Annotated in this window: 21 protein-coding genes and 2 pseudogenes; 6 read left to right on the forward strand and 17 right to left on the reverse strand. The window is 72.0% G+C overall.

Features of this window, described 5'->3' with window-relative positions:
- Positions 1-257: 257 nt before the first annotated feature.
- Entirely contained in the window at positions 258-947 is a 690-nt protein-coding gene (locus ACZ4VT_RS28930; protein WP_467954006.1) for a hypothetical protein, read from the reverse strand.
- 311 nt (positions 948-1,258) lie between these two features.
- Here ACZ4VT_RS28930 and ACZ4VT_RS28935 point away from each other — a divergent pair, with 311 nt between their 5' ends.
- Positions 1,259-2,824 (forward strand): APC family permease, encoded by a 1,566-nt coding sequence (locus ACZ4VT_RS28935; protein ID WP_467954008.1) that lies wholly within the window; start codon positions 1,259-1,261, stop codon positions 2,822-2,824.
- A gap of 99 nt (positions 2,825-2,923) precedes the next feature.
- On the opposite strand, the pseudogene ACZ4VT_RS28940 reads toward ACZ4VT_RS28935, so the two are convergent.
- A pseudogene (locus ACZ4VT_RS28940) lies at positions 2,924-3,181 on the reverse strand (helix-turn-helix domain-containing protein); the annotation flags it as partial.
- A gap of 153 nt (positions 3,182-3,334) precedes the next feature.
- On the opposite strand from ACZ4VT_RS28940, the gene ACZ4VT_RS28945 reads away from it, so the two are divergent.
- The gene (locus tag ACZ4VT_RS28945) at positions 3,335-3,613 is read left to right on the forward strand and encodes a hypothetical protein (protein WP_467954009.1); all 279 of its coding nucleotides are present in this window, start codon (positions 3,335-3,337) and stop codon (positions 3,611-3,613) included.
- On the opposite strand, the gene ACZ4VT_RS28950 is transcribed toward ACZ4VT_RS28945, so the two are convergent.
- From ACZ4VT_RS28950 to ACZ4VT_RS28960, 3 genes and pseudogenes are all read right to left on the reverse strand, one after another.
- Positions 3,606-4,070 (reverse strand): nitroreductase/quinone reductase family protein, encoded by a 465-nt coding sequence (locus ACZ4VT_RS28950; RefSeq protein WP_467954011.1) that lies wholly within the window; start codon positions 4,068-4,070, stop codon positions 3,606-3,608. The genes ACZ4VT_RS28945 and ACZ4VT_RS28950 overlap by 8 nt on opposite strands.
- Positions 4,067-4,633 (reverse strand): annotated as a pseudogene (locus ACZ4VT_RS28955) (NAD(P)-dependent oxidoreductase); the annotation flags it as partial. The gene ACZ4VT_RS28950 and the pseudogene ACZ4VT_RS28955, both read right to left, overlap by 4 nt.
- Before the next feature lie 166 nt (positions 4,634-4,799).
- A complete protein-coding gene (locus ACZ4VT_RS28960) occupies positions 4,800-5,198 on the reverse strand; it encodes a VOC family protein (protein WP_365472856.1) in 399 nt (132 codons plus the stop codon).
- A 271-nt stretch (positions 5,199-5,469) separates the two neighbouring features.
- On the opposite strand from ACZ4VT_RS28960, the gene ACZ4VT_RS28965 reads away from it, so the two are divergent.
- The gene (locus ACZ4VT_RS28965) at positions 5,470-6,000 is read left to right on the forward strand and encodes a hypothetical protein (RefSeq protein ID WP_362806408.1); all 531 of its coding nucleotides are present in this window, start codon (positions 5,470-5,472) and stop codon (positions 5,998-6,000) included.
- A 122-nt stretch (positions 6,001-6,122) separates the two neighbouring features.
- Here the strand turns inward: ACZ4VT_RS28965 and ACZ4VT_RS28970 are convergent, their stop codons facing one another.
- Both ACZ4VT_RS28970 and ACZ4VT_RS28975 read right to left on the reverse strand, forming a co-directional pair.
- Positions 6,123-6,308: a DUF397 domain-containing protein gene (locus ACZ4VT_RS28970; RefSeq protein WP_467954013.1), complete on the reverse strand. Its 186-nt coding sequence runs from the start codon at positions 6,306-6,308 to the stop codon at positions 6,123-6,125.
- Positions 6,305-7,141: a helix-turn-helix domain-containing protein gene (locus ACZ4VT_RS28975; protein WP_467954015.1), complete on the reverse strand. Its 837-nt coding sequence runs from the start codon at positions 7,139-7,141 to the stop codon at positions 6,305-6,307. The genes ACZ4VT_RS28970 and ACZ4VT_RS28975 overlap by 4 nt, the downstream gene beginning before the upstream one ends.
- A 129-nt stretch (positions 7,142-7,270) precedes the next feature.
- Here ACZ4VT_RS28975 and ACZ4VT_RS28980 point away from each other — a divergent pair, with 129 nt between their 5' ends.
- Entirely contained in the window at positions 7,271-7,711 is a 441-nt protein-coding gene (locus ACZ4VT_RS28980; RefSeq protein ID WP_467954017.1) for an ATP-binding protein, read from the forward strand.
- Between the two features lie 7 nt (positions 7,712-7,718).
- On the opposite strand, the gene ACZ4VT_RS28985 is transcribed toward ACZ4VT_RS28980, so the two are convergent.
- From ACZ4VT_RS28985 to ACZ4VT_RS29000, 4 genes are all read right to left on the reverse strand, one after another.
- A complete protein-coding gene (locus ACZ4VT_RS28985; protein ID WP_467954019.1) occupies positions 7,719-8,270 on the reverse strand; it encodes a hypothetical protein in 552 nt (183 codons plus the stop codon).
- 51 nt (positions 8,271-8,321) lie between these two features.
- Positions 8,322-9,011 carry a hypothetical protein gene (locus tag ACZ4VT_RS28990; RefSeq protein ID WP_467954021.1) on the reverse strand — a complete coding sequence of 230 codons (690 nt, stop codon included), beginning with the start codon at positions 9,009-9,011 and terminating at the stop codon, positions 8,322-8,324.
- A 115-nt stretch (positions 9,012-9,126) separates the two neighbouring features.
- On the reverse strand, positions 9,127-9,987 hold the full coding sequence (locus ACZ4VT_RS28995) for a TIGR03619 family F420-dependent LLM class oxidoreductase (RefSeq protein WP_467954023.1): 861 nt from the start codon (positions 9,985-9,987) through the stop codon (positions 9,127-9,129).
- Positions 9,988-10,098: 111 nt separating this feature from the next.
- Complete coding sequence (locus tag ACZ4VT_RS29000) at positions 10,099-11,262, reverse strand: ADP-ribosylglycohydrolase family protein (RefSeq protein ID WP_467954049.1); 1,164 nt, start codon at positions 11,260-11,262, stop codon at positions 10,099-10,101.
- A gap of 1,113 nt (positions 11,263-12,375) precedes the next feature.
- On the opposite strand from ACZ4VT_RS29000, the gene ACZ4VT_RS29005 reads away from it, so the two are divergent.
- Positions 12,376-13,461 carry a tyrosine-protein phosphatase gene (locus tag ACZ4VT_RS29005; RefSeq protein WP_467954025.1) on the forward strand — a complete coding sequence of 362 codons (1,086 nt, stop codon included), beginning with the start codon at positions 12,376-12,378 and terminating at the stop codon, positions 13,459-13,461.
- Between the two features lie 64 nt (positions 13,462-13,525).
- Here the strand turns inward: ACZ4VT_RS29005 and ACZ4VT_RS29010 are convergent, their stop codons facing one another.
- The 4 genes from ACZ4VT_RS29010 to ACZ4VT_RS29025 all read right to left on the reverse strand — a co-directional run bounded on the left by ACZ4VT_RS29010 (position 13,526) and on the right by ACZ4VT_RS29025 (position 19,699).
- Positions 13,526-16,102, reverse strand: coding sequence for a bifunctional FO biosynthesis protein CofGH (locus ACZ4VT_RS29010; RefSeq protein ID WP_467954027.1), 2,577 nt, complete (start codon positions 16,100-16,102; stop codon positions 13,526-13,528).
- A gap of 63 nt (positions 16,103-16,165) precedes the next feature.
- The gene (locus ACZ4VT_RS29015; RefSeq protein WP_467954029.1) at positions 16,166-16,948 is read right to left on the reverse strand and encodes an SDR family oxidoreductase; all 783 of its coding nucleotides are present in this window, start codon (positions 16,946-16,948) and stop codon (positions 16,166-16,168) included.
- 641 nt (positions 16,949-17,589) lie between these two features.
- Positions 17,590-18,243 carry a hypothetical protein gene (locus ACZ4VT_RS29020; protein WP_467954031.1) on the reverse strand — a complete coding sequence of 218 codons (654 nt, stop codon included), beginning with the start codon at positions 18,241-18,243 and terminating at the stop codon, positions 17,590-17,592.
- A 226-nt stretch (positions 18,244-18,469) separates the two neighbouring features.
- Positions 18,470-19,699: an aminotransferase-like domain-containing protein gene (locus ACZ4VT_RS29025; protein ID WP_467954051.1), complete on the reverse strand. Its 1,230-nt coding sequence runs from the start codon at positions 19,697-19,699 to the stop codon at positions 18,470-18,472.
- A gap of 191 nt (positions 19,700-19,890) precedes the next feature.
- Here ACZ4VT_RS29025 and ACZ4VT_RS29030 point away from each other — a divergent pair, with 191 nt between their 5' ends.
- Entirely contained in the window at positions 19,891-20,748 is an 858-nt protein-coding gene (locus tag ACZ4VT_RS29030) for a hypothetical protein (protein ID WP_467954033.1), read from the forward strand.
- Between the two features lie 195 nt (positions 20,749-20,943).
- Here the strand turns inward: ACZ4VT_RS29030 and ACZ4VT_RS29035 are convergent, their stop codons facing one another.
- Both ACZ4VT_RS29035 and ACZ4VT_RS29040 read right to left on the reverse strand, forming a co-directional pair.
- Entirely contained in the window at positions 20,944-21,153 is a 210-nt protein-coding gene (locus ACZ4VT_RS29035) for a DUF397 domain-containing protein (RefSeq protein ID WP_030706854.1), read from the reverse strand.
- A 216-nt stretch (positions 21,154-21,369) separates the two neighbouring features.
- On the reverse strand, positions 21,370-22,254 hold the full coding sequence (locus tag ACZ4VT_RS29040) for a helix-turn-helix domain-containing protein (RefSeq protein ID WP_467954035.1): 885 nt from the start codon (positions 22,252-22,254) through the stop codon (positions 21,370-21,372).
- Positions 22,255-22,497: the final 243 nt, after the last annotated feature.

Raw genomic sequence — 22,497 nt, forward strand, 5'->3', positions numbered from 1 at the left:
GTCTCGGGTGGGGCCGGTTGTGCCGGGGTCGGGCGCCGGTTGGCTGCGCCGCTCGGACCGTCTCGGGTGGGGCCGGTTGTGCCGGGGGCGGGCGCGCGCCGGGGCGTCTCCTCGGGCGCCGAACGTGGCGAGGGGTCGGAGCCTTCGGCGGTAGTGCGTTCGGCGCCCTGCGGGGATCACCCCGGCACACACCCGACCCCGTCCCAACCGGCAGGCTGGTCGGCGCCGAGGGGATCGGGCTGGGCGGGCGCCGTCGTTCAGTCCACGTAGTAGTCGGTGAGGACGCAGCCCTTCACCAGGGCCGGTTCCTTCCGGAAGCCGCTCGGCGGGTTGAAGTCCGCGTGGCAGTTCAGCATCAGCAGCCCGGCCTGCGGGGTCAGCAGGGCGCTCATGGCGTCCGAGCTCTCGGAACCCATGGCGAAGTCCTGCCCGATGACGATGCCGCTGTTGCGGTTTCCGCCCTCCTGCGCGGCGACCTCGGCCTTGAAGGCGGTCTGGAAGGCCTTCGCGTCCTTGATCATGTAGATGCTGGTGCGGCCTCTGCTGCCGCAGGTACCGCGCTCGGTGACGGTGCCGGACTGGAGGAACTTCTCGTCCGGGCCCGAGCTCGATACGCTGCCCGCGGGGACGGCCTTGATCGGGTCGCACGGGGTGAATCCGTTGACGAAGCGGGCGGCCGCGGCCATGGTCGCCGCCTTGGGGAGCTTCTGGAACGCCGTCCCGTCCTTGGGGGCGCTGCCGTTGACGCCGCCGTTCTTCGTCGGGTTGTCCAGCGTGCCCTCGTTGGGACCGCCGTCGCCGGTGCCGTTGGCGGCGCCGTTCGCGTCCGCCGCGACGGAATCCCCGCCGACGCCGCCGAGCGGCGGGTTGTCGCCGCCTCCGCAGCCGGTGAGGGAGAGCAGGGCCGCGGTGGCCGAAACGGTGATGATCAGTGGCTTGAAACGCATGTTTCCTGTGTCCCCCGGTAAATGACCTTGAATGGCGGCGACTCTAGGGCGGTGATCATGTCCGCGGCAAACCAGGGGAGAAAAACTCGCGCGGGAAAGTTTGAAAACGCCTAAAACGGACATGGCTGCGGTTTCCGCATCCTGAAAGCTTCTCCTGGGAGCCTGCTGAACCATGGTCGGAGGTCGAGGTGAACCTTCTATTAAGAGCGCGTTAACCGCGTCGGCCTCGGGTTTCCAAGGCGTTCGGGGTGCGCGGATTCCGGACTTCGATCGTCCAGATATGGAAAACGCACCATCTAACGTCCTGACCCATGACTCAGCTGGACGTTCGGCCTCAGGCCGGAGACACGGTAAGCGGCGTCGCCGAGGGCGACGTTCGCGGCAAGGGCCTCGGCAAGGGCTCCGTCGGCCTCGTGGGAAGCGCCGTCATCGGCATCTCCACCGTCGCCCCCGTCTACTGCCTGACCTCGACCCTCGGCTCCACCGCCGGGGAGGTCGGCATGCAGATGCCGGCCATCTTCCTCGCCGGCTTCCTCCCGATGCTGCTGGTCGCCTTCGCGTACCGCGAGCTCAACAAGGCCATGCCGGACTGCGGCACCTCCTTCACCTGGACCGTCAAGGCCTTCGGCCCGCGGATCGGCTGGATGTGCGGCTGGGGCCTGGTGATCGCCACGATCATCGTCCTCTCCAACCTCGCGGGCGTCGCCACCTCGTACTTCTGGCTGCTGGCCGGTGAGATCACCGGCAACGAATCGGTCGCGGCCCTGGACGACAACAAGCTCGTCCACATCGCCACCTGTCTGACGCTGATCGCCGTCGCGACCGCCATCAGCTACCGCGGCATGACCGCCACCAAGGGCGTCCAGTACGCCCTGGTCGGCCTCCAGCTCGTCGTGCTCGCCATCTTCGTCGCGATGGCCTTCCAGAAGGCCTCCGCCGGCACCTTCGACACCGGCCTGGACTTCTCCTGGTCCTGGATGAACCCCTTCGCGGTCGAGTCCATGGCGGCCTTCACCGCCGGACTCTCGCTCTCGATCTTCATGTACTGGGGCTGGGACGCGTGCCTGGCCACCAACGAGGAGACCACCGGCTCCACGAAGACCCCCGGCCGCGCCTCGCTCATCGCCATGGTCGTCCTGGTCGGCTCCTACCTCGCCACCGGCGTCGCCGCGCAGATGGCCGTCGGCGCGGGCGGCGAAGGCCTGGGCCTCGCCAACGAGGAGACCTCCGGCAACGTCTTCGCGGCCCTCGCCGGCCCCGTCATGGGCCCCGTGCTCGGCATCCTGCTCTTCGTGGCCGTCCTCGCCTCCGCCGCGGCGTCCCTGCAGACCACCTTCATCCCGGTGGCCCGCACGGTCCTCGCCATGTCGACGTACGAGGCGCTGCCGCCCTCCTACGCCAAGGTCCACCCGAAGTTCAAGACCCCGGGCCGCGCCACCGTCATGGCGGGCGTCGCCACCGGAGCCTTCTACACGGTGATGACCCTGGTCAGCGAGAACGTCCTGACCGACACGATCTTCGCGCTCGGCCTGATGATCTGCTTCTACTACTCGCTGACGGCCTTCGCCTGCGCCTGGTACTTCCGCGCCGAGCTGCGCCGCTCCACCCGCGACCTGCTCTTCAAGGGCGTCTTCCCGGTCCTCGGCGGGCTGCTGCTGGCCGCGGTCTTCTTCAAGACCCTCTACGACGCCTGGGACCCGGCCTACGGCTCCGGCTCCACCATCCCCGGCCTCGGCGTCGGCAACGTCTTCGTCATCGGCGTCGGCCTGCTGGCCCTCGGCCTGGTCATCATGTTCGTCACCGAGCGCCGCAGCCCCGCCTTCTTCCGCGGCCAGGTCCTGACGAAGTCCACCCCGGCCCTGGTGGTCGAGGACTGACCACCCCCGCGCCCCCCGCGCACACCCGCTGAGTCATCCCCGCGGCCCCGGATCGATCCCCCCCGATCCGGGGCCGCCGGCGTTCCGGGCACCGCTCGGTCACCCGAGGACGTACTGCTCGTCCCCGAACTCGGCCACGATCTTCAGCTTGCCGCCGAGGGCGCGGACATAGGCGGCCAGGGTCTCGACCTCGCTACGCTCCAGCTCGCCGTTCTCGATCCGGGAGACCCGTGTCTGGGTGACTCCCATGGCCTCCGCCACCTGGACCTGCGTCGTGTGCTGCCGCTTGCGTACCTCTGCCAGGCGGTGCGCGCGGACGACAGCGATCATCTCGGCTGCGCCGCGGTCGATCTCCGCCCGCTCGGATGGGGTCGTCCCAGCGGGCGGCCCGCACCGGGCGGTCGGGCGTCTGGCTCATGGGGTGTATCTGCGAGGTGGTGGATGTGCTGGAGTCACTCCTCGTAGGGGTCGGGCGGTGACCCGGGGTGTGGGGGAGTCGTTGGGCCGGGCATGAACGCCATGAAGCGCACCCTCGCCGCCCTGGTCGTCACCGGTGGCGCCGCCCTCGCACTCACCCCCGTCGCCGCGCACGCCGACGAGCCCGCCGGTCAGGCGCCCCCGGTCGTCGGCCGGGTCGTCGACATCGTCGACCACCCGGCCCAGACCGTCCAGGACGCGAAGACGGCGGTCGCGGTGACCACCTCCGCCGCCGGCACCGCCGCGGGGGCCACCGACTCCTCCCTCAAGGCACCCCTGCACACCCTCCCCAAGACCCCGTCGGTCAAGTGACCCCGCCCCGGCCGGTACGGGTGACCAGGACCAGCGGGATCTCGCGGGCCGTCGCCTCGCCGTAGGCCGCGTACGAGGGCATCGCGGCGACCACCACCGGCCACAGCCGCTCCGCCTCGGCCGGGGTGGAGCGGCGGGCCGCCGCCGGGAAGGCCTCCGCGCCGACCTGGCCGGTGACGGCCGGGTCGGCGGCCAGGTTCAGGTACCAGGCCGGGTGCCGGTCCGCGCCCGCGTTGGAGGCCGTCAGGACGTACGCCGCCCCGTGCCGGACGTAGGCGAGCGCGGTGCGGCGGAGCAGCCCCGACCGCCGGCCCCGCGTGGTCAGCAGCAGGTCCGAGATCCCCGGGCGGGGCTGCCCGGCGGTCTCCTCGAAGCGGCGGATGTGCGCGGCGACCCAGGCGTTCGGGCTGTCGGTCGCCGTCGCCGTCGCGGGCCCGGTGGGCGGTGCGGCGGTCATGCCGGGGCCACCCCCGTGTGCGTCCGGTGCAGCGACGGCGACCCGGCCTCGTCCACCACGGCCCGGGCGAAGTCCGCGTGGCTGATCCGGCTCGCGGCGTCCGCCGGAGCCAAGCCGTACCCGCCGGCCGCCGCGCCACCGCCCTCCGCGAAGTCCCCGGCCGGGCTCAGCACCGCCCAGTCCAGCCCCGCCGGAGCCTGCGCCCGCAGCGCGTCGGTCCCGGCCGCGTGGCCGGCGTAGAACTCCCGCCACTCCTGCGGATAGCCCGGCGTGTCCATCAGCGGCGCCCCCGACGCCCTGGGCAGTACGGAGGCCAGCCCGACCGCCACCAGCCGCCGTACCCCGGCTCGCGGGAGCCCCGCCGCCAGCGCCCGGCCGACGGCGGGGAAGAACGCCCCGGGAGCCGCCTGCGCGTCGTACACCGCGACCACCACCGCCGCGTCGTGCCCGGCCACCAGCCGCGCCACGTCCGCCGCCGAGGTCACGTCACCGTCGGTCCGGCCCGCCTCCGTGACCTCGTACCCGCGCGCCCGGGCCTCGGCGGTGACCGCCCGTCCGACGCGCCCGCCGGCCCCAACGCCGCGTCGAGTACGCCCTCGCCCCGGTCGGCCGCGGCCTCCTGGGCCCGCTCGACGCGGCGTGCGAGTGGACCCGGGAGCACTGGGACGAGGTCATCGACGCCCAGGAGGCCGCCCTGGCCGCAGAGGCCGTCCCGGCCGCCCCGGCCGCTCAGCCCCAGGTGCGGGAGCAGAGCACCAGCCGGTAGCCGTCGGGGTCTTCGATGGTGACCCCCCACTCGTCCCAGTACGGGTTGTGGGCGGCCACCCGCGTCCCGCCGTGCTCGACGAGCCGCTGCACCAGGGCCTCGTCGGGCGTCTCGCCGAGGTAGAGGACGAAGAGGTCGTCGACGGTGGGCACGGGCAGGATCGGGTTCGAGGCGTCACGGGTCAGCTCGAAGTGCCAGCCGCCGCCGGCCGGTCCGACCATCAGCAGGTCGTGCTCCCCGGGCGCGCTCCCGGTGGTGCGCCACTGCACCTCCAGGCCGAGCCCGTCGACGTAGAAGCGTTCGGCGGCCTTCAGGTCGAGGGAGGGCCGGGCGACGCGGACATGCGTACGTGAATCGATCATGTGCGGCAGCGTACGAAACCCGGGCAGGACGCCGGAAGTTCAGCCACGCCGAAGCTTTGGCCAGTAATTGACCCGAGTCCGCCGTGTCCGAATTCCACTTGTGGCCCGGCACCCGCTTCCCGCCTGCGCGGTACGGTCCCGGCGTCGATTCCCCTGGATCCGAGCAGGGGGCGAGTATCAGCCACATGGCATCTGACCTGCGAAAATGATGACGCGGGGATGCGATCTTGCGGCCTAAGATCGGCCCCCACTCACATGGGGGAAACACATCATGAACAAGAACCTCTTCCGCGCGTCCGCGGTCGCCGCTGCCGCCGTCGCCTTCTCGGGCGTCATCTCCGTCTCGCAGTCCGCCAGCGCGGCGCAGACCTGCTCGTCCGCCACCGCCAACGGCTGGGTCAACTCGATGCCCGGCGTCATCCCCGAGGCGCAGCTGCACGCGCCGACCTGCGTCGAGGCGCTCCCGGACAACAAGGTCCGCGGGAAGGTGACCGTCAACTGGGCCTTCATCAATGACGGTCAGTCCGACATGACCAGCAAGCGCTACACCTCGTTCAAGGTGACGACGCGGCTGGAGAGCCGTGTGCCGGGCGGCACCGACGCCGCGGTCACCACCAAGACCTGTGACCTCACGGCCAACATCAACTCGGTGACGGAGGGCAAGTTCACCTGTCTGACCCCGTCGGCCACCCTGGACCCGAACAAGCAGTGGTCCGGCGACGCGACGGTCGTCTTCGACATCGAGGGCGACAACAAGGGCCCCGTCACCTGGCAGCTGGCCGGCTCGCCGCTGATGAGCTGAGCGCGTCACCCGTTCCACCCGGCCGAGCGGGTGGAACCGTCGGGCCGCGGACGGTCGGACGGGGGAGGGTGGGCAAACCCTCCCCCCTCCACGGGCGGCCTGACCCCGGCGCCTCTCCGCCGCTAGCCCGCCGTGATCCCGTCGAGGAAGGCGTCCCAGCTCGCGGGCGTCACGGCGAGCTCGGGGCCGGCCGTCACCTTGGAGTCCCGGATGTGGACCGCGTCCGTGCAGGCGGCGACCTCGACGCAGTCGTCGCCGTCACCGCTGCTGTAACTGCTCTTGAACCATCGCAGCTGAGAGCTGTTCACAGGGATCCTCGCATTCGCATCAATAGGGCCCTGCTGTCCGCAGGATTGAGGGCCTGGATGCGAAGTTTGGCATACCGCAGGTGGAGGAGGCTCAGGTCTTTCGGGTCATTCAGGACGCGGCCCGACTGCTGTCCCTCGCTGTAACCCACCCATTCGTGGTCCTGGGTTTCCAGGAGACGGAAGGGGCCTCCGAGGCCCGCGTGGTCCGGGCTGACCAGCGGCATGATCTGCAGGTCCACGTTGGGCAGGCGGCTGCACTCCAGCAGGTGGTCGATCAGCTGGCGGGTCACCTCAGGTCCGCCGGTCTGCCGCAGGATCACCGCCTCGTCGATGATGAAACTGAAGACCGTGTACGGAGTGCGGGACAGCAGTTGCTGTCGCTCCAGCCGGGCCGCGATGCGAGCCTCAACCTCCTCAAAGGTGGGCGGCGGCAGGACGTCGTCCACAAGGGCACGGGCGTAGGCCTCAGGCTGAAGCAGACCCGGAACGGACCGGCACTCGTACGTATTGAGGATGACGGCCCCCTCCTCCAGTTCCGCCCACCGGCGGAACCACGACGCCAGGCCCCGCCGCCGGGACAGCCGCTTCGCCGCGATGTCGATGACGCCGAAGGTGTCCAGGGCGGCCTCGGTCTTGCTGATGAACTTCCGGGACGGATGCCGGCGGCCCTGCTCGACCGAGCCGACGTACTGGACCGAGTAGCCGATCCTCACGGCCAGTTGTTCCTGCGTCACGCCGGCCCGTTTGCGGGAGGCCTTCACCGTCTCGCCGAAGCTGCGCAGGTCGTCGTCCGGTTCGACCTCGCCGTCACCGCTGTCGTCGGCACTCACCATGGCGGTCACCTCCCCGACGTGAAGACTCACGCACGGTGACCACCACTGTCCAGAGGGTGGACTCGTACAGTTGGTTTGTACGAGTCCGGGTGGTGTTGAACAGCCCAGGTCAGGCGGGACGTTGGCGCCATGACCACACCCCCTGGCTCCGCCCAGGCCCTCGTACGCGTGTTCACTCAGCGTTTCAGTTCCACCCGGCGCGGGGCCCGCCTCGCCCGCCAGCTGGCCCTCGTCGAGCTGCACGACTGGGGTTTTCCCGAATCCACCGGGCTGTCCGCCGACGCCGGGCTCCTCGTGGCCGAGCTCGCCGCCAACGCCGTCACCCACGGCCGCGTTCCCGGGCGGGACTTCGAGCTCAAGCTCACGCTGCTGGAGAACGCCCTGCGCGTCGAGGTGTCCGACGCCCGGCGCGACCGCCGCCCCACCCCGTTGCCGCACGCCTACCAGGCCGAATCGGGCTACGGCCTCCGTATCGTCGAGGCCGTCGCCGCCGGCTGGGGCGTCACGGACCGGCTGATCGGCAAGACGGTCTGGGCCGAGCTGGCCCGCCGGGCGTGCCATCGGACGTAGGCGCGGGTCAGGGCCGCCAGCGCGGCGCGTCGTCGTCCGGGGTGTCCGGGCTGGCGAAGTGGAACCGTACGCCGAGGTGGGTGGCCAGGGCGCCGCCCGCGTGCGTCGCGGCGGCTGCCGAGGGGTGGAGCGAGCCCTCGGCGGCGCCGTCCAGGGCGCGTACGGCCGTGCCCCAGTAGATCGTGGCCAGGCACTTCTCCCCGGCGGGCTCGTCCGTGATCGCCAGTAGGTTCACGAACCAGTCGTGGACGGTGTCGCCGTCCCAGACGGCCTCGATCGCCACCACGCGGCCGCTGATGCCGTGCGCGAGGGCGGAGAGCGACTCCAGGTCGAGGGGCGAGTCGGGCGTACGGGCCACCCGGTCGCCGAAGTGCAGGTAGCGCAGATGGACGATCTTCTGCGCCTCCCGCAGGCCGACGCCGTGGGCGCGGCCGGCCTCCCATACGAGCCGGGTCGCCTGGAGGCTCCTGTCCTGGAGGACGTACCCGTCGGCCTGCGTCCGGATCCCGGCCGGGAGGGCCTGCCACTGGCTTTCGGCGTCGGTTGCCCGGTTCGTCATGGCGTCATGGTCGGCGGGGTGAGCGGCGGCCGTCGAGGGGATTTCGGCGGGCTACTCCCGTGACCGACCGGGCCGACCGTATCTGCGGCGGCGCAGCTCGTCGACCTCCTGGTCCGAGCGGCGGCGCTGACCGGCGGTGAACATCGTGCCGCCGATGAGGAGGAACAGGCCGCCGGTGATGCCCAGGCCCAGCGGGTCGAGGGCGCGGCTGCCGGTGGTCTCCATCCAGGGGTCGAGGCCGCCGAGCCGGTCCTTGAAGAGGACGACGTGCCCTCCCGGCGCCACCTGCGCGTAGCAGTTGCGGATGGCGTCGAGCTCGTGGCTCTCGCCCGAGGGCTCGACGACGCGGCAGTAGAAGCGGGCGTCACCCTTGGAGTTGGTGTACTCGCGGGACTCCGTGACCACCGCGTCCACCCGTTCGCCGAGCACCTTCAGGTACGACTCGTTCAGGTTGGACCCGGCGAAGACGCCGAGCGCCATGGCGCCGAAGCCCACGAGGGTGGCGGCTCCCGCCCGGTTCCAGTACGAGCCGGCGACGCCCGCGCCGAGTCCGGCCGCGGCGAGGACGACGAGCACGCCGACGTACAGCAAGCCGTACGGGAACTGGGAGACGAAGCCGCCCAGCGTGGCGCCCCCGGCGACGAGCGCGGCCCAGAACAGGGAGTTCCGTGTGCGCCGGGCCCGCGGTGGGGCCGCCTTCCCCGGGTGTCCGGTTGTCCGGGCCGTGCCGGCCGTGTCCATGTCGCCCTCCTCCGAGCCCCGTGTGCGGTCCGCCCGAGCCTACGCAGCGGCCGGGCGGGCGAGCCCGGAGGGTTCAAGGGCCGGGAGGGCCCAAGGGCTCAGAGCGGCCAAGGGCTCAGAGGTACTGGGCGAACTCGTCCAGGGTGCGCAGCACCTGCGCCTTCGGCGCCGAGGGCAGCTGGAGGACGACCTCCTCGATGCCCAGGTCGGCGTAGTGGCTCAGCTTGCCGGGGCTGGGCTGGACGGCGTACGGGACCACCTGGAGGGACTTGGGGTCGCGTCCGGCGGTCTCCCAGACCTGGCGCAGCACCGGGAGCGTCTCGGTGAGGCCGCCGCCGCCGATCGGGAGCCAGCCGTCGGCGTGGTCGGCGATGGCGGCGAAGAGCTTCGGGCCGGCCGCGCCGCCGATCAGGGTGCGGGGGCCGTGCAGGGGGACGCCGGGGGCGAGTTCGCGCGGGGCCTGGACCGGCTTGGGGTGGGCGTTGCTGGCCTGGACGGAGCAGTACTGGCCGACGTACGCCGTGGGCTCCGGGGCCCACAGGGCGCGCATCAGGGCCATGCGGTCGCGGACCAGCTCGCGGCGGGTGGGCCACTCGACGCCGTGGTCGGCGGCCTCCTCGACGTTCCAGCCGTAGCCGATGCCCAGGGTGAAACGGCCGCCGGAGAGGTGGTCCAGGGTGGCGACCTGCTTCGCGAGGTCGATCGGGTCGTGCTGGGCGACGAGGGTGATGCCGGTGCCGAGGTGCAGGCGCTCGGTCACGGCCGCGGCCTGGCCGAGGGCCACGAAGGGGTCGAGGGTGCGGCCGTACATCTCGGGGAGTTCGCCACCCATGGGCGCGGCGGTGTCGCGGGCGACCGGGATGTGGGTGTGCTCCGGGAGGTAGAGGCCGGAGAAGCCGCGCTCCTCCAGGCTGCGGGCCAGGCGTACGGGGGAGATGGTGCGGTCGGTGAGGAAGATGGTCGTGGCGATCCGCATGGGTACTGGCACCTCCGAGACGTGGGACCCGCAACGGTACGGGCTGGAACCGCGATTGTTGAGGGGGCGTCAGGTGGCGGGGTCGCGCTTCGGCCGTGCGGCGGCCGGGCGTCAGCCGCGCGGGTACCGGGCCAGCCAGCCGGGGGAGGCCTCCGCGGGGCTGTGGAGGGTCGGGCCCTGGGTCATCTCCAGGGCGAAGTCCTCGGCGATCTCCAGCAGCGTGGCGCGGCCTTCGAGCTCGGCGAGCCAGGCGGCCGGGAGGGCCGTCTCGCCGTGGAGGGCGCCGAGCAGGGCCCCGCACAGGGCGCCGGCGGCGGTGGAGTCGCCGCCGTGGTTGACGGCGAGGCGCAGGCCGTGGGCGGTGTCCTCGGCGACGAGGGCGCAGTAGACGGCGACGGAGAGTGCGTCGGCGGCGTCGGGGCCGTGGGCGTCCGGGCCGTGGCCGTCGGGGCTGCGGCCGTCCCGGCCGTGGGTGTCGGGGCTGCCGGCTGCCCGGCCGAGGGTTTCGACGGCCCGGGGGCCGGGCGAGCCCTGCGTGACGGCCGACAGGGCGCGCTGGAGGGCGTCCGTGACGGGCTGGTGGCCGGGGCGGGCTCCCAGCAGGCCCAAAGCCCGCTGGACGGCGGCGTCGAGGGAGTCGCCGCGGGTCAGGCCGTGGACGATGACGGCGAGGGCGCCGGCCGAGAGGGAGGCGGTCGGGTGGCCGTGGCTCTGCGCGGCGCACTCGACGGCGAGCTGGAGGACGAGGGCCGGCTCCCAGCCGACGAGCAGCCCGAAGGGGGCCGAACGGGCGGCGGCGGCCGCGTCGCGGGCGGTGGGGTTCTTGGGCTGGTCGAGGGTGCCGAGGGTCTCGTCGGCGAAGCCGGTCAGGCAGGCGCGGCCCGGGGCGCGGCGGGCGTAGAGCCACTCCTCCTGCGCGAGCCAGCCGTTGTCCTTGCGGCGCTCGTCGGGGCCCCAGTCGCTCTGGGTGGCGGCCCAGCGCAGGTACGCGCGGTGGATGTCGGTGGGCGGGTGCCAGGCGCCGGTGTCCCGGCGTACGTGGGCCCGTATCAGCCCGTCCACGGTGAAGAGGGTGAGCTGGGTGGCGGCGGTGACCCGGCCGCGGCGGCCGAGGGCGGGCGCGGGCGCGGTCAGGCCGTCGGGCCCGTGGGCCGCGCGGATGCCGTCGAGGGTGAGGCCGTCGAGGGGCGCGCCGAGGGCGTCGCCGAGCGCGGAGCCGAGGAGGGTGCCGCGGACACGGCTGCGGAAGTCCTGCTGCTCGATGCGGCCCCACAGCCCGGTGACGACGGCGCGGCCGAGCGTCCGCCCCTCGCCTGCGGCGGGCTCGGCCACTCCTTGGCCCGCGGGCCCGTGTCCGGCCGCGGGGGCGTGCCCTTGCACGTGCCCGTGCCCGTGCCCTTGTCCGTGCCCGGCGGGGCCGTCGCCGGCCGCCTGCCCGGCTACGGGCGCACCCGTGTGCCCGGTTCCGCCCATGGGCGCGGGCGGTCCGGCCGGGTGTTCGCCTGCGGGGGCCGCTCCCTGCCCCGCGGGCCCGGCGCCGGCCGGGGGCTCGGCGGCGAACCGGGCCCCGTACCCGGCGGGTCCGGCTACGGCGGGTGCGGACGCGTGTCCGGCCGCGGGGCCCGCCGCGGGCTCGGTGACAGGTGCGGGGAAGGGCGGGGGTCCGGCCGGGATCCCGGCCAGGGGCCCTGCCACGGGTTCGAAGCCGACCACGGGTGCGGCGGGTACGCCCGCGGGCCCTGCCAGGCCCATAGGTGCGGGCATGTAATCGGGTCCGGCGTGTCCGACGGGTCCAGCAGGTCCGGCGAACGGTGCGGCGGGTACGCCCAGCTGTCCCGGTCCGGGCGCGGGCGCGGCGACGAACCCCGCCTCCGGGCCCGGTCCGGGCACGGGCGCCGGTCCTGCCGGGACTCCGGCCACGGGTCCTGCCATGGCTCCGCCGGTGAACCCGGCCACGGGGTGGTCCGCCGGCTCGGCGGGCGGTGCGGGGAAGGGTGGCGGGCCGGCCGGGAACCTGGCCAGGGGGCCTGTCGCGGGGCCGGGCTGGGCGCGTCCGGCTTCGGGTCCGGGCCCCGTTCCGCTGTTCGTACCGATCACTTCGTCCACCCCCGGCACCCCGCCCCCGCTGACCACTTCACCCGATGCGCGGCGCCCGGCACCGCACTCGTATCTGCCGCGCATGCGAAACCCGCACTGTAGTAGACAGCTTCGATCGAATCCGGAAGTGGTTTGCCAAGAGGCCCGTAAGTGATCAAAGAACGGCCAGATTGCGAACACTTCCAGCCGCGACCTGGCTCATGGCACGTTTTGCCATCTGCCTTCGAGCCGGTTGGTTTCGGCCACGCCTCGTTCATCCGACGTTCTCCGGAGCCGCTGAGCCTCGAACGCATGAAGAAGGCCCTCCTCGCCGCGACCGCCGTCGCCGCCGCACTCACCGCTTCCCTGGTCGTGGCCCCCGCCGCCACCGCCACCGGCCCGGACCACCTCCCGTGGGCCGGCCACCGCGACGACCGTCCCGCCATCCCCTTCACCGAGGCCACCGTCACCGCCGGCGCCGGCGGGTCGTTCACCCTGCAGTGGAAGGCCCGTGGCACCAAGCGTGTCGAGATCAAGGCGAACGGCAAGGTCGTCGCCAAGGGCGGCGCCGAGGGCCGGGCCGTGGTCAGGGGGCTGCCCGCCGCCGACCGCCAGTGGTTCGACTTCAAGCCGGAGCGCGGTGGCGGCCTGCGCCTCGCCGACCGCCAGATCACGCTCGACGGCGCGGTCAACTTCCGCGACGCCGGCGGCTACCGCACCACCACCGGCCAGTGGGTGAAGATGGGCGAGATCTACCGCTCCGACGCCCTCGACAAGCTGACCGCGAACGACCTGGCCAAGCTGGAGCGCCTGCGCGTCAAGACCGTCTTCGACCTGCGGATGGAGGACGAGCGCACCAAGGACGCCGACCGGGTCCCGGCCGGCGCCACCTACGTCGTCGCCGACGTCTTCGCCGGCTCCGGCTCCTTCCAGACCCTGCCCAAGACCCCCGACGAGGCCGTCAAGGCCATGGTCGACGCCGAGAAGGCGATGGTCAGCGGCGACGGCGGCAAGAAGGCGTACACCCAGGTCTTCGACGGGATGCGCGACGACCACCGCCGCTCGGTCCTCTTCCACTGCACCGCGGGCAAGGACCGCACCGGCTGGGCCAACGCCTCCCTGCTGACCGCCCTCGGCGTGCCGAGCGAGACCGTCATGGCCGACTACCTCGCCAGCAACGACTACCGCAAGGCCGCCAACGACGCAGCCCTCTCCCACCTGCCCGCCCAGCAGGCCGCCGTCTACAAGCCGCTGCTCGACGTGCGCCCCGAGTACCTCAACTCCGGCTACGACGAGGTCAAGGCCACGTACGGCTCCTTCGACCGCTACCTGAAGGACGGCCTCGGCATCGACTCCCGCGAGCTGCGCCGGCTCAAGAAGGACCTGCTCGTCGGCTGACGGCCGGCAGGAGTACGCGCGGGCCCGGCCGGACGCCACACCGGCCGGGCACCGCGCGCCGCCGTCAGTCCAGTACGGGCAGCAGCTCCGGCAGGTGCCCGTCCGAGGCGCGCGCCGCGTCCTGCCGCTCCCGCGGCACCTCCCCGTACAGCGTCGTACGGGCCTTCGCGGGCCGCCCGGCCGCCTCCGCGACGGCGATCAGGTCCTGGACGGACTTGTACGAGCCGTAACCCGACCCCGCCATACGGGAGATGGTCTCCTCCATCAGCGTCCCGCCCAGGTCGTTGGCCCCGGAGCGGAGCATCTCGGCCGCGCCCTCCGCGCCCAGCTTCACCCAGCTCGTCTGGATGTTCGTGATGTGCGGGTGGAGCAGGAGCCGCGCCATCGCCGTCACGGCGCGGTTGTCGCGGACCGTCGGGCCGGGCCGGGCGATGCCCGCCAGGTACACGGGCGCGTTGGTGTGGATGAAGGGGAGCGTCACGAACTCCGTGAAACCACCGGTCTGCTGCTGGATGCGGGCCAGGGTGCGGAAGTGGCCGAGCCAGTGCCGCGGCTGGTCCACGTGCCCGTACATCATGGTCGACGAGGACCGGATGCCGAGCTCGTGCGCCGTCGTGATGACGTCGATCCAGTCCGCCGTCGGCAGCTTCCCCTTCGTGAGCACCCAGCGGACCTCGTCGTCGAGGATCTCCGCCGCCGTGCCCGGGATGGAATCCAGCCCGGCCTCCTTGGCCGCCGTCAGCCAGTCCCGTACGGACATCCCCGTCCGCGTGGCCCCGTTGACGACCTCCATCGGGGAGAAGGCGTGCACGTGCATGCCGGGGACCCGCTCCTTCACCGCGCGCGCGATGTCGAAGTACGCCGTCCCGGGCAGGTCCGGATGGATGCCGCCCTGCATGCACACCTCGACCGCGCCGACGTCCCAGGCCTGGGCCGCGCGGTCCGCGACCTGGTCCAGCGACAGCGTGTACGCGTCGGCGTCCGTGCGGCGCTGCGCGAAGGCGCAGAAACGGCAGCCGGTGTAGCAGACGTTGGTGAAGTTGATGTTCCGCGTGACGATGTAGGTGACGTCGTCGCCCACGACCGACTTGCGCAGGTCGTCGGCGATCCGGCACAGCGCGTCGAGGGCCGGGCCGTCCGCGTGCAGCAGCGCGAGCGCCTGCGCGTCGGTCAGCTTCGTCGGATCGTCCGCGGCCTGCGCGAGGGCGGCGCGTACGTCGGTGTCGATGCGCTCGGCCACCATTCCGGGAGCCGCCGCCTCGCGCAGGGCCTCCCAGTCGCCGTACACGTGGTCGAAGTCCTCGCGGCGGTCGCCGGTGCGGCCCTCGGAGTCGATCGCGGTGTGCAGGTCGGTGCGCCCGTAGGCGACGAACCCCTCGTCGGGCTCCTGCCAGGGCCGCCCCTCGACGGTGGCGCTCTCGTCGGCGAGCCCGGTCTCCGGGTCGGCCAGCGCCCGTACGTGCGGCAGCAGGCGGGGATCCAGCCACGGCTCGCCGCGCTGCAGGAACTCCGGATAGATGGTGAGGCGTTCGCACAGCTCGAAGCCGGCGGCCCGGGTGCGTTCGGCCAGCTCCTCGATGTGCGGCCAGGGGCGCTCGGGATTCACGTGGTCGGGGGTCAGCGGCGAGACCCCGCCCCAGTCGTCGATGCCGGCGCCGATGAGCAGGGCGTACTCGGCGTCCACCAGGTTCGGCGGGGCCTGGATGCGGGCGCTCGGGCCCAGGATGTGGCGGGCGACGGCGATGGCGGCGGCCAGCTCCTCCAGCTCCGCGTCCGGCATGCCGCGCATGGCCGTGTCCGGCTTGGCGCGGAAGTTCTGGACGATGACCTCCTGGATGCCGTGGTAGCTGCGCTGGATCCGGCGGAGCTCGAAGAAGGCCTCGGCCCGCTCCTCGTACGACTCGCCGATGCCGATCAGCACCCCGGTGGTGAACGGGACGTTCGAGCGCCCCGCGTCCTCCAGCACCCGCAGCCGTACGGCCGGTTCCTTGTCGGGGGAGCCGTGGTGGGGGCCGCCCGGCTCGGACCACAGGCGGGTGGCGGTGGTCTCCAGCATCATGCCCATGCTCGGCGCGACCGGCTTGAGGCGCTGGAGGTCGGACCAGGACATGACGCCGGGATTGAGGTGCGGGAGCAGCCCCGTCTCCTCCAGGACGCGGATCGCCATGGCGCGGACGTAAGCGAGGGTGTCGTCGTAGCCGTGCGCGTCCAGCCACTCGCGGGCCTCGGGCCAGCGGTCCTCGGGGCGGTCGCCGAGGGTGAACAGCGCTTCCTTGCAGCCCATCGCCGCGCCCTGGCGGGCGATGTCGAGGACCTCGTCGGGAGAGAGGTACAGGCCGTGGCCGGCCTTGCGGAGCTTGCCGGGCACGGTCACGAAGGTGCAGTAGTGGCACCGGTCGCGGCACAGGCGGGTGAGCGGGATGAAGACCTTGCGCGAGTACGTGATGACACCGGGCCGCCCGGCGGCGGCGAGCCCGGAGTCCCTTACGCGTGCGGCGGACGCGGCGAGGTCCCGCAGGGCCTCGCCGCGCGCCTGGAGGAGCACGGCCGCCTCGGTCGCGTCGAGCGCGACGCCGTCTCGCGCCCGCCGGAGCGCGCGGCGCATCGCGTTGTCGGTCGGAGCGTCACTCGGAGTGGTCATGGGCCGAGCATACGATCCGAAGTTCCGGCGGTGGGGCGGCGGTGGGGCAGCGGCGGGAGCGGCTCATCTCATCAGCTCACCGGCGTTGACCAGCAGGGACTGGCCGGTTATCGCCCGCGCCCGGTCGGAGGCGAGGAAGACGGCGGCGTCGGCGACGTCCCCGTCGGTGGCGAGATCGGGCAGGGCCATGCGCTCGGTCAGCCGGGCGTGGACCTCGGCCTCCGCGACGCCCTCGGTGTGGGCGGTGAAGGTGACGAAGGCCTGCACGGGCGGCCCCCACATCCAGCCGGGCAGCACGGTGTTGACGCGGATCCGGTGCGGGCCGAGCTCGCGGGCCATGGAGTACATGGCGGAGGTCAAAGCCCCCTTGGAGGCGGCGTAGGCGGCCTGCTGCACCTCGTTGGGCGCGGCGACCGCGGACTGCGTCCCGATGATGACCACCGAACCGCCGCGCTCCTTGAGCGCGGGCAGAGCGGCCCGGGTCATCCGCAGGGTCCCCAGCAGGTTGACGTCGATGATCTGCTGCCAGGTCCCGAAGTCGGCGTCCTCCAGCCCACCGAAGTACGAGTCCCAGGCGGCCACGTGCACGACGGCGTCCACACCCCCGAACCGCGCGCGGGCCAGCTCGGCCAGGGCCTCGCACTGCCGCTCGTCACCGATGTCGGTCGGCAGGTAGGCGGTGTGCGTCCCGTCGGGGTCGATCTCGGCGGCGGACTTGGCGAGATTCGCCTCGGTCCGCGCCCCGAGCACGGCGTTCCCCCCGTCGCGCACGACGGCGGCGGCCACCTGATGCCCCAGCCCGGCCCCGACACCGGAGACGATCACGGTCTTCCCTCGCAACAGCATGACGCCCTCCAGCACACGACATATCTGACGGCTCGTCAGGTTAGGCGGCCGCCGCGACGGTGGGAAGGGGTGGGGATCCGATGAGTGCCGAAGACCGGTCACACGCTCCACGGGGGCTCGTCCGTGTGCCGTAGCTTGAGAAGGGATTCGGTTGCGAACGCCTCCAGGTCGGCCGAGTAGGGGCGAACTCCGGGTGGTCACCGCAGAAGGTGACGGTCGCCGTGAGGTGGTCGCCGGCGAGGCCGCCGCAGGACAGGGAGATGAAGGCGGAGACCTCCACGGAGGAGTCGAGTTCGTCCGCACGAGCAGACAGCGGCTCGCGTACGCCACGCAACGCCGCAACAGCCTCGACTCCCGCTCCTCCCCGGAGGCCGGAAGATCGTAGTCGGTCATTCCGTGACCGTTGACGGTGTACTCCTCGTGCACCACGTCCGAGAACGGTCCCGCCGGAGCGGACTTCAACGCCGACAGCAGGTGCGCGCCGCGAGGAGTGACCTCCCAGCCGCCCTCGGCGATCCGGAGGAACCCCGGAGGAACCCCGAGGAACTTCGTCCGGGCTGATGCCCGCCATGTCGGCCCGCCCCAACAGACACGCCATCGAACGGTGAACCCTGTCTCCCTACTGATGCCGCTGGGGCGGCTCAGAGCAGTCGTGCCACGCTGCGGAATTGGTTCAGAGCGGCCGTGTAATCGTCTCGGACGCCATCGTGAGCGGGCAGTGCTTCCAGGGTGTTGTCGGCTAGTTCCTCTGCTGCGCCGAGAACGGCGGTGGCCAGTGCGGCGCGGCTGACCACTGCCAATTTTTGGGATCCGGATGTCACGCCGATTCCCGCCTTCATCGCTTTGAAGGTCAATGTGAACGAACTGTCCACGCCTACGAAGCGTGCGGTAGCGGTCCGTCCCTCCAACAGGTCGCGCACGGTGTCGAGAAGCTGGGCAACCGAAAGGTGGATCATCATTCCCTGATCGGGGTGTCGGCTGGCAGAGCTTGCCTCGCCGAGCTCTCCCCGCCAGGTCATGTCTCCAAGGTCGAATCCGCTGGGGTCACCCTGTTCTGGCCGTACCGAGAATTTCACCCACAGGCCGCCCCGCGCGTCCAACGGCACCAGGACGACCCGGCTGCGGAAGTCCGCCAGCCGCTCCAGCACCGCTTCCCGCGCCTGCGCCACCGGATCGGCCTCGACCGAACCGACGGCGGCGACATCCGACGGCCTCGACAGGCTCGACGGCCTTGAACCCGCGTGCCGCTCAACGGCATCGGCGCGCAGCCGACCCCATTCCTCGTCGAACCCCACCTGGATCCCCACCCCGTCCGTCGCGATCGAACGAACCTTCGCACGAGGGGGTGGGGTGGGCCAACTTTACTGTTCGGTAGTGCACAGATCGAGACAGGTGTGCGGTCTCCCGGGTGTTCGTGTTGGCAGCGACAGGGTCTTGGATCGGTGAGTTGACCGGAATCCGGCCGCCGTGCCGGCGTGGCGGGATTCCGTTGCAGAAGCAACAGCCCCCCCGCCCGGGTGTTCAGGTGCCGCTGTACTCCGCCAGTGCGCGGCCCAGGCGGGTCGCGCCCTGGCGGATCTCCGGTGGGGTGTGGGTCGTGAAGGAGAGGCGGAGGGTGCGGGGGTCCGGCGTGGTGGCGTGGAAGGGGGCTCCCGGGACGAAGGCGACGCCGTGGGTGACCGCCGTCTTGAGGAGGGCGGTCGCGTCGTGTTCCGCGGGCAGGCGGGCCCATATGAACATGCCGCCCGCGGGGAGGGTCCACGCGCAGTCGGCCGGGAGGGTCCGGCTCAGGGCGTCGTGCAGGGCGTCGCGCCGTTCGCGGTACGCCGCGCGGACCGTGGCGATGTGGGCGGTCAGGTCCGTCGTCGCCAGGTAGTGGGCCGCGGCGAGCTGGTCCACCGTCGAGGTGTGGAGGTCCGCGGCCTGCTTCGCGATCACCGCGGCCCGGCGCAGGGCCGCCGGGGCCCGGAGCCAGCCCAGGCGGAGTCCCGGCGCCATGATCTTCGAGAAGCTGCCGAGCAGGGCCGTACGGTCCTCCGCCCCCGGGTGCGCCGCGAGCCACGGGACGTCGGAGCCCTCGTAGCGGAGGTCCCCGTACGGGTCGTCCTCCACCAGCCACAGCCCGAGGCGCGCCGCGATTCCCGCCACCGCCGCACGCCGGGCGGCCGGCAGGGTGCGCCCCGTCGGGTTCTGGAAGGTGGGGACGGTGTAGAGCAGCTTCGGGCGTTCACGGGCCACGAGGTCCGCGAGGGCCTCGGGGATGATGCCCTCCCCGTCGCAGGGCACGGCCACCACCCGCGCTCCCGCCAGACGGAAGCACTGGAGCGCCGCCAGGTAGGTGGGGTCCTCGACCAGCACCACGTCCCCGGGTTCGATCAGGGCGGCGGTGATGAGGGTGAGGGCCTGCTGGGAGCCCGAGGTGACGAGGACGTCGTCCGCGTCGGTCGGCAGGCCGCGCGCCGTCGCGCGGGCGGCCACGGCCGCGCGGAGTTCCGGTGCGCCCTCCGTGGTCGAGTACTGGAGCGCGCGCCGCGCCGACACCGCGAAGGCGGCGTCGTACGCGGCCCGCAGGCCCTCGGTGTCGAAGAGCTCGGGAGCGGGGAGGCCACCGGCGAAGGAGATGATCCCGGCGCGTTCGGTGAGCGCGAGGATCTCGCGTACGGAGGAACCCTCGACCGAGGTCGCGCGGGAGGCGAACGCGGGCGGCGGCGACGCGGGCACGGCGGCGACGGGCACAGCGGCGGCGGGCATGGCGGCGACGGGCACGACGGCGGCGGGCACAACGCCGTTGGCAGGCAGGGCGGTAGCAGACATGGGCGCTCCTCCGGAGACGGGTGCGCGCATCGTAGGCCGGGGAAGTTGTAGACGGCATGCATGTATCAGGTGGTGGACGGGTGGGCGGACCCCTCCCCATCTGACGTCGCATCAGCTAGACCGTTCCCATGACGACAGGAGAGCAGGAACCGCAGCAGGACACCCGCGTCGACGACTACGCCGCGCTCGCGTCCGTCGGCCCCTACGGCGTCCGCCCCGGCCACGCGCTGATCACCATGGTGGAACCGCACCCGGGCCACGAGTACGCGTACAACCGCTGGTACGAGGACGACCACTACTACGCCGGCGCCATGGCCATGCCCTGGATGTACGCGGGCCGCCGCTGGGTCGCCACCCGCGAGCTCCAGGAGCTGCGCTACCCGGAGAAGTCGGCCGTCGCCCAACCGGTCACGGCGGGCTGCTACATATCGACGTACTGGGTCACCGAGGGCCGCTACGACGAGCACATGAAGTGGACCGTCGGCATCAACAAGCGCCTGAACCGCGACGGCCGGGTCTACCAGGACCGCACCCACGTCTTCACGGCCTTCCAGGACCACGCGGCCACCGTCTACCGCGACGGTGCCGCCGGCCCGCGGGACTTCCATGCCCTCGACCACCCGTACGCCGGCCTCGTGGTCCAGGTCGTCGACGCCGACGAGCCCGGGCAGCGGGGCGAGTTGCTGGAGTGGCTGCGCTCGCGCGCCCTGCCGAAGCGGCTGCACGGCTCCCCGGCCGCGATGGTGACGGTCTTCCGGCCCACCCCGCTGCCCGGAGACCGGATGACGTACGTCAAGCAGGTCGAGGGGGTGGACACCCGGCTCACGCTGCTGTGGTTCCTGGAGGCCGATCCGCGGGAGTGCTGGGACCGCTTCCAGGGGCTGGACGCCGAGGTGGCCGGGTCGGGGCTGGGGCGGGTGGAGCTGGTGGCGCCGTTCATCCCCACGGTGCCGGGGACGGACCGGTACGTCGACCAGCTGCGGTGACGGTGGCGGTGGCGGTGCCGGTGCCGGTGCGCGTGCCGGTGGCCGGTGCCGCGCCCGTTTCTGGGCCCGTTTCCGTGCCCGTTTCCGTGCCCGTTTCCGTGCCCGTACGCGGACATGGCCGAGCCCCCTCGGCCAAGACGGCGGACCGGTCGAGAGGGCTCCAGTAGGAGGGGCGGTTGGGACGCGGCGTGATCTTCAGGCGAGGCGTCCCAGCCGGCCCTCGGTGACGTCGGCGACGAAGGAGGTCCAGGAGCCGGGCGCGAAGGTGAGGGACGGACCGTCCTGCACCTTCGAGTCGCGGACGGCGATGGCCTCCATGACGGGGGACTTGACCTCGACGCAGGCGCCGTTGGCGGAGTAGGAGGACTTGATCCAGTTGTCCGTGGCGCCCTGACGAATAGCCATGTTTCTCTCCGGTGAGCGAGTAGTTCCGGTGTCTTGTCGGCCATTTTCGGCTGACCTGATCGACGCTACCGGCAGCTCCTGATAGGTGAAGGAAGCGTTCACCCGACCGAGTGGCATATTCCATTCAGGCCTTATGTGGCCGGGGAGTGACGGTGTACCGTACCGACCCCTTCGCCACTCCCCCGGCGCATCACGGAGCCATTCGACCCATTCGCTCTATTCGCCCTTGTTGGCGTATTCGCCGATGATGTCGGAGATGAACTGACGGGTCTGGTCGACGTTGAGGGCCTGCGCGCGCAGGTGTTCGTACATCACGCTGTACTTCTGCACGTCGTTGGCCTTCTCCAGGTACAGGTCGCTCGTCACGCCCTCGATGTACACGACCGTCGAGTCGGACGCGTCCGGGAACTCCAGGATCGCGTACTGCCCGTTGACCCCGGGGTGGGCGCCCAGCGAGAAGGGCATCACCTGCACGGTGACGTGCGGCTGCTCCGACTGCTCTATCAAGTACTCCAGCTGCCGGGTCATGAGCCGGGCGTCACCCACCTGCCGGCGCAGCGCGGCCTCGTCGATGACCGCCCACAGGCGCAGCGGCCCGAGCTCCGGGTTGTTGTTGTCGGTCTCGGAGAGCCGCTTCTGGCGGTGCATCCGGACCTGGACCCGTTTGTCCACGTCGGCCGGGGCGGTCTCCGGCCAGGCGCCGCGGACGAGGGACTGGGCGTACTCCGTGGTCTGGAGCAGGCCCGGGATCACCAGGGGTTCGTACGTGCGCAGGCTGGCGGCGTCCGTCTCCAGCCCGATGTAGACGCTGTACGGGATGTCGCCGAAGGCGTGCCACCAGCCCTGCTGGCGGGAGTCCTTGGCCATCTGCATGAGCGAGTCGATGAGCCGGCGGTCCTCGACCTCGTACACGTCGCACAGGTCGCGGACGTCGCGCTGGCTGATGGAACGGCGGCCGTTCTCCAGCCGGCTGATCTTCGACTGGGAGACGAGGAGGCGCTCGGCGACCTGTTCGGCCGTCATGCCCTTGTCCTCGCGGAGCTTGCGCAACTCCATGCCCACTCGGCGGCGTCGGACGGTGGGATTGACATTGGACGCCACGGGAACGGCACCTCCGCCTTCTTCTGTCGTGCAGCGATCTCTCTGCGTGTCTGATGTCGAGCAGACTGCCACCGAAGCGGGCGCCGCCGCTGGGGAACGGCAGGGAAAACACAGACGCGGGGGGGGGGGGGGGGGGGGGGAAGGGCCCCCCCCCCCCCCCCCTTGTGTGTTCCGCACCGGGTGTTTTTTTCGGTTTGGTTTGGTAAAGGGGTTTTGGTGTAGGTGGGGGCGAGCGGCGGAGGG

Source organism: Streptomyces sp. NPDC029164 (assembly GCF_055563995.1).

Bases quoted from the DNA above. Each gene is read 5' to 3' on its own strand.
- ACZ4VT_RS28930 (WP_467954006.1), bottom strand. From the start codon at position 947: ATGCGTTTCAAGCCACTGATCATCACCGTTTCGGCCACCGCGGCCCTG.
- ACZ4VT_RS28935 (WP_467954008.1), top strand. From the start codon at position 1,259: ATGACTCAGCTGGACGTTCGGCCTCAGGCCGGAGACACGGTAAGCGGC.
- ACZ4VT_RS28945 (WP_467954009.1), top strand. From the start codon at position 3,335: ATGAACGCCATGAAGCGCACCCTCGCCGCCCTGGTCGTCACCGGTGGC.
- ACZ4VT_RS28950 (WP_467954011.1), bottom strand. From the start codon at position 4,070: ATGACCGCCGCACCGCCCACCGGGCCCGCGACGGCGACGGCGACCGAC.
- ACZ4VT_RS28960 (WP_365472856.1), bottom strand. From the start codon at position 5,198: ATGATCGATTCACGTACGCATGTCCGCGTCGCCCGGCCCTCCCTCGAC.
- ACZ4VT_RS28965 (WP_362806408.1), top strand. From the start codon at position 5,470: ATGAACAAGAACCTCTTCCGCGCGTCCGCGGTCGCCGCTGCCGCCGTC.
- ACZ4VT_RS28975 (WP_467954015.1), bottom strand. From the start codon at position 7,141: ATGGTGAGTGCCGACGACAGCGGTGACGGCGAGGTCGAACCGGACGAC.
- ACZ4VT_RS28980 (WP_467954017.1), top strand. From the start codon at position 7,271: ATGACCACACCCCCTGGCTCCGCCCAGGCCCTCGTACGCGTGTTCACT.
- ACZ4VT_RS28985 (WP_467954019.1), bottom strand. From the start codon at position 8,270: ATGACGAACCGGGCAACCGACGCCGAAAGCCAGTGGCAGGCCCTCCCG.
- ACZ4VT_RS28990 (WP_467954021.1), bottom strand. From the start codon at position 9,011: ATGGACACGGCCGGCACGGCCCGGACAACCGGACACCCGGGGAAGGCG.
- ACZ4VT_RS28995 (WP_467954023.1), bottom strand. From the start codon at position 9,987: ATGCGGATCGCCACGACCATCTTCCTCACCGACCGCACCATCTCCCCC.
- ACZ4VT_RS29005 (WP_467954025.1), top strand. From the start codon at position 12,376: ATGAAGAAGGCCCTCCTCGCCGCGACCGCCGTCGCCGCCGCACTCACC.
- ACZ4VT_RS29010 (WP_467954027.1), bottom strand. From the start codon at position 16,102: ATGACCACTCCGAGTGACGCTCCGACCGACAACGCGATGCGCCGCGCG.
- ACZ4VT_RS29015 (WP_467954029.1), bottom strand. From the start codon at position 16,948: ATGCTGTTGCGAGGGAAGACCGTGATCGTCTCCGGTGTCGGGGCCGGG.
- ACZ4VT_RS29025 (WP_467954051.1), bottom strand. From the start codon at position 19,699: ATGCCCGCCGCCGCTGTGCCCGTCGCCGCCGTGCCCGCGTCGCCGCCG.
- ACZ4VT_RS29030 (WP_467954033.1), top strand. From the start codon at position 19,891: ATGACGACAGGAGAGCAGGAACCGCAGCAGGACACCCGCGTCGACGAC.
- ACZ4VT_RS29035 (WP_030706854.1), bottom strand. From the start codon at position 21,153: ATGGCTATTCGTCAGGGCGCCACGGACAACTGGATCAAGTCCTCCTAC.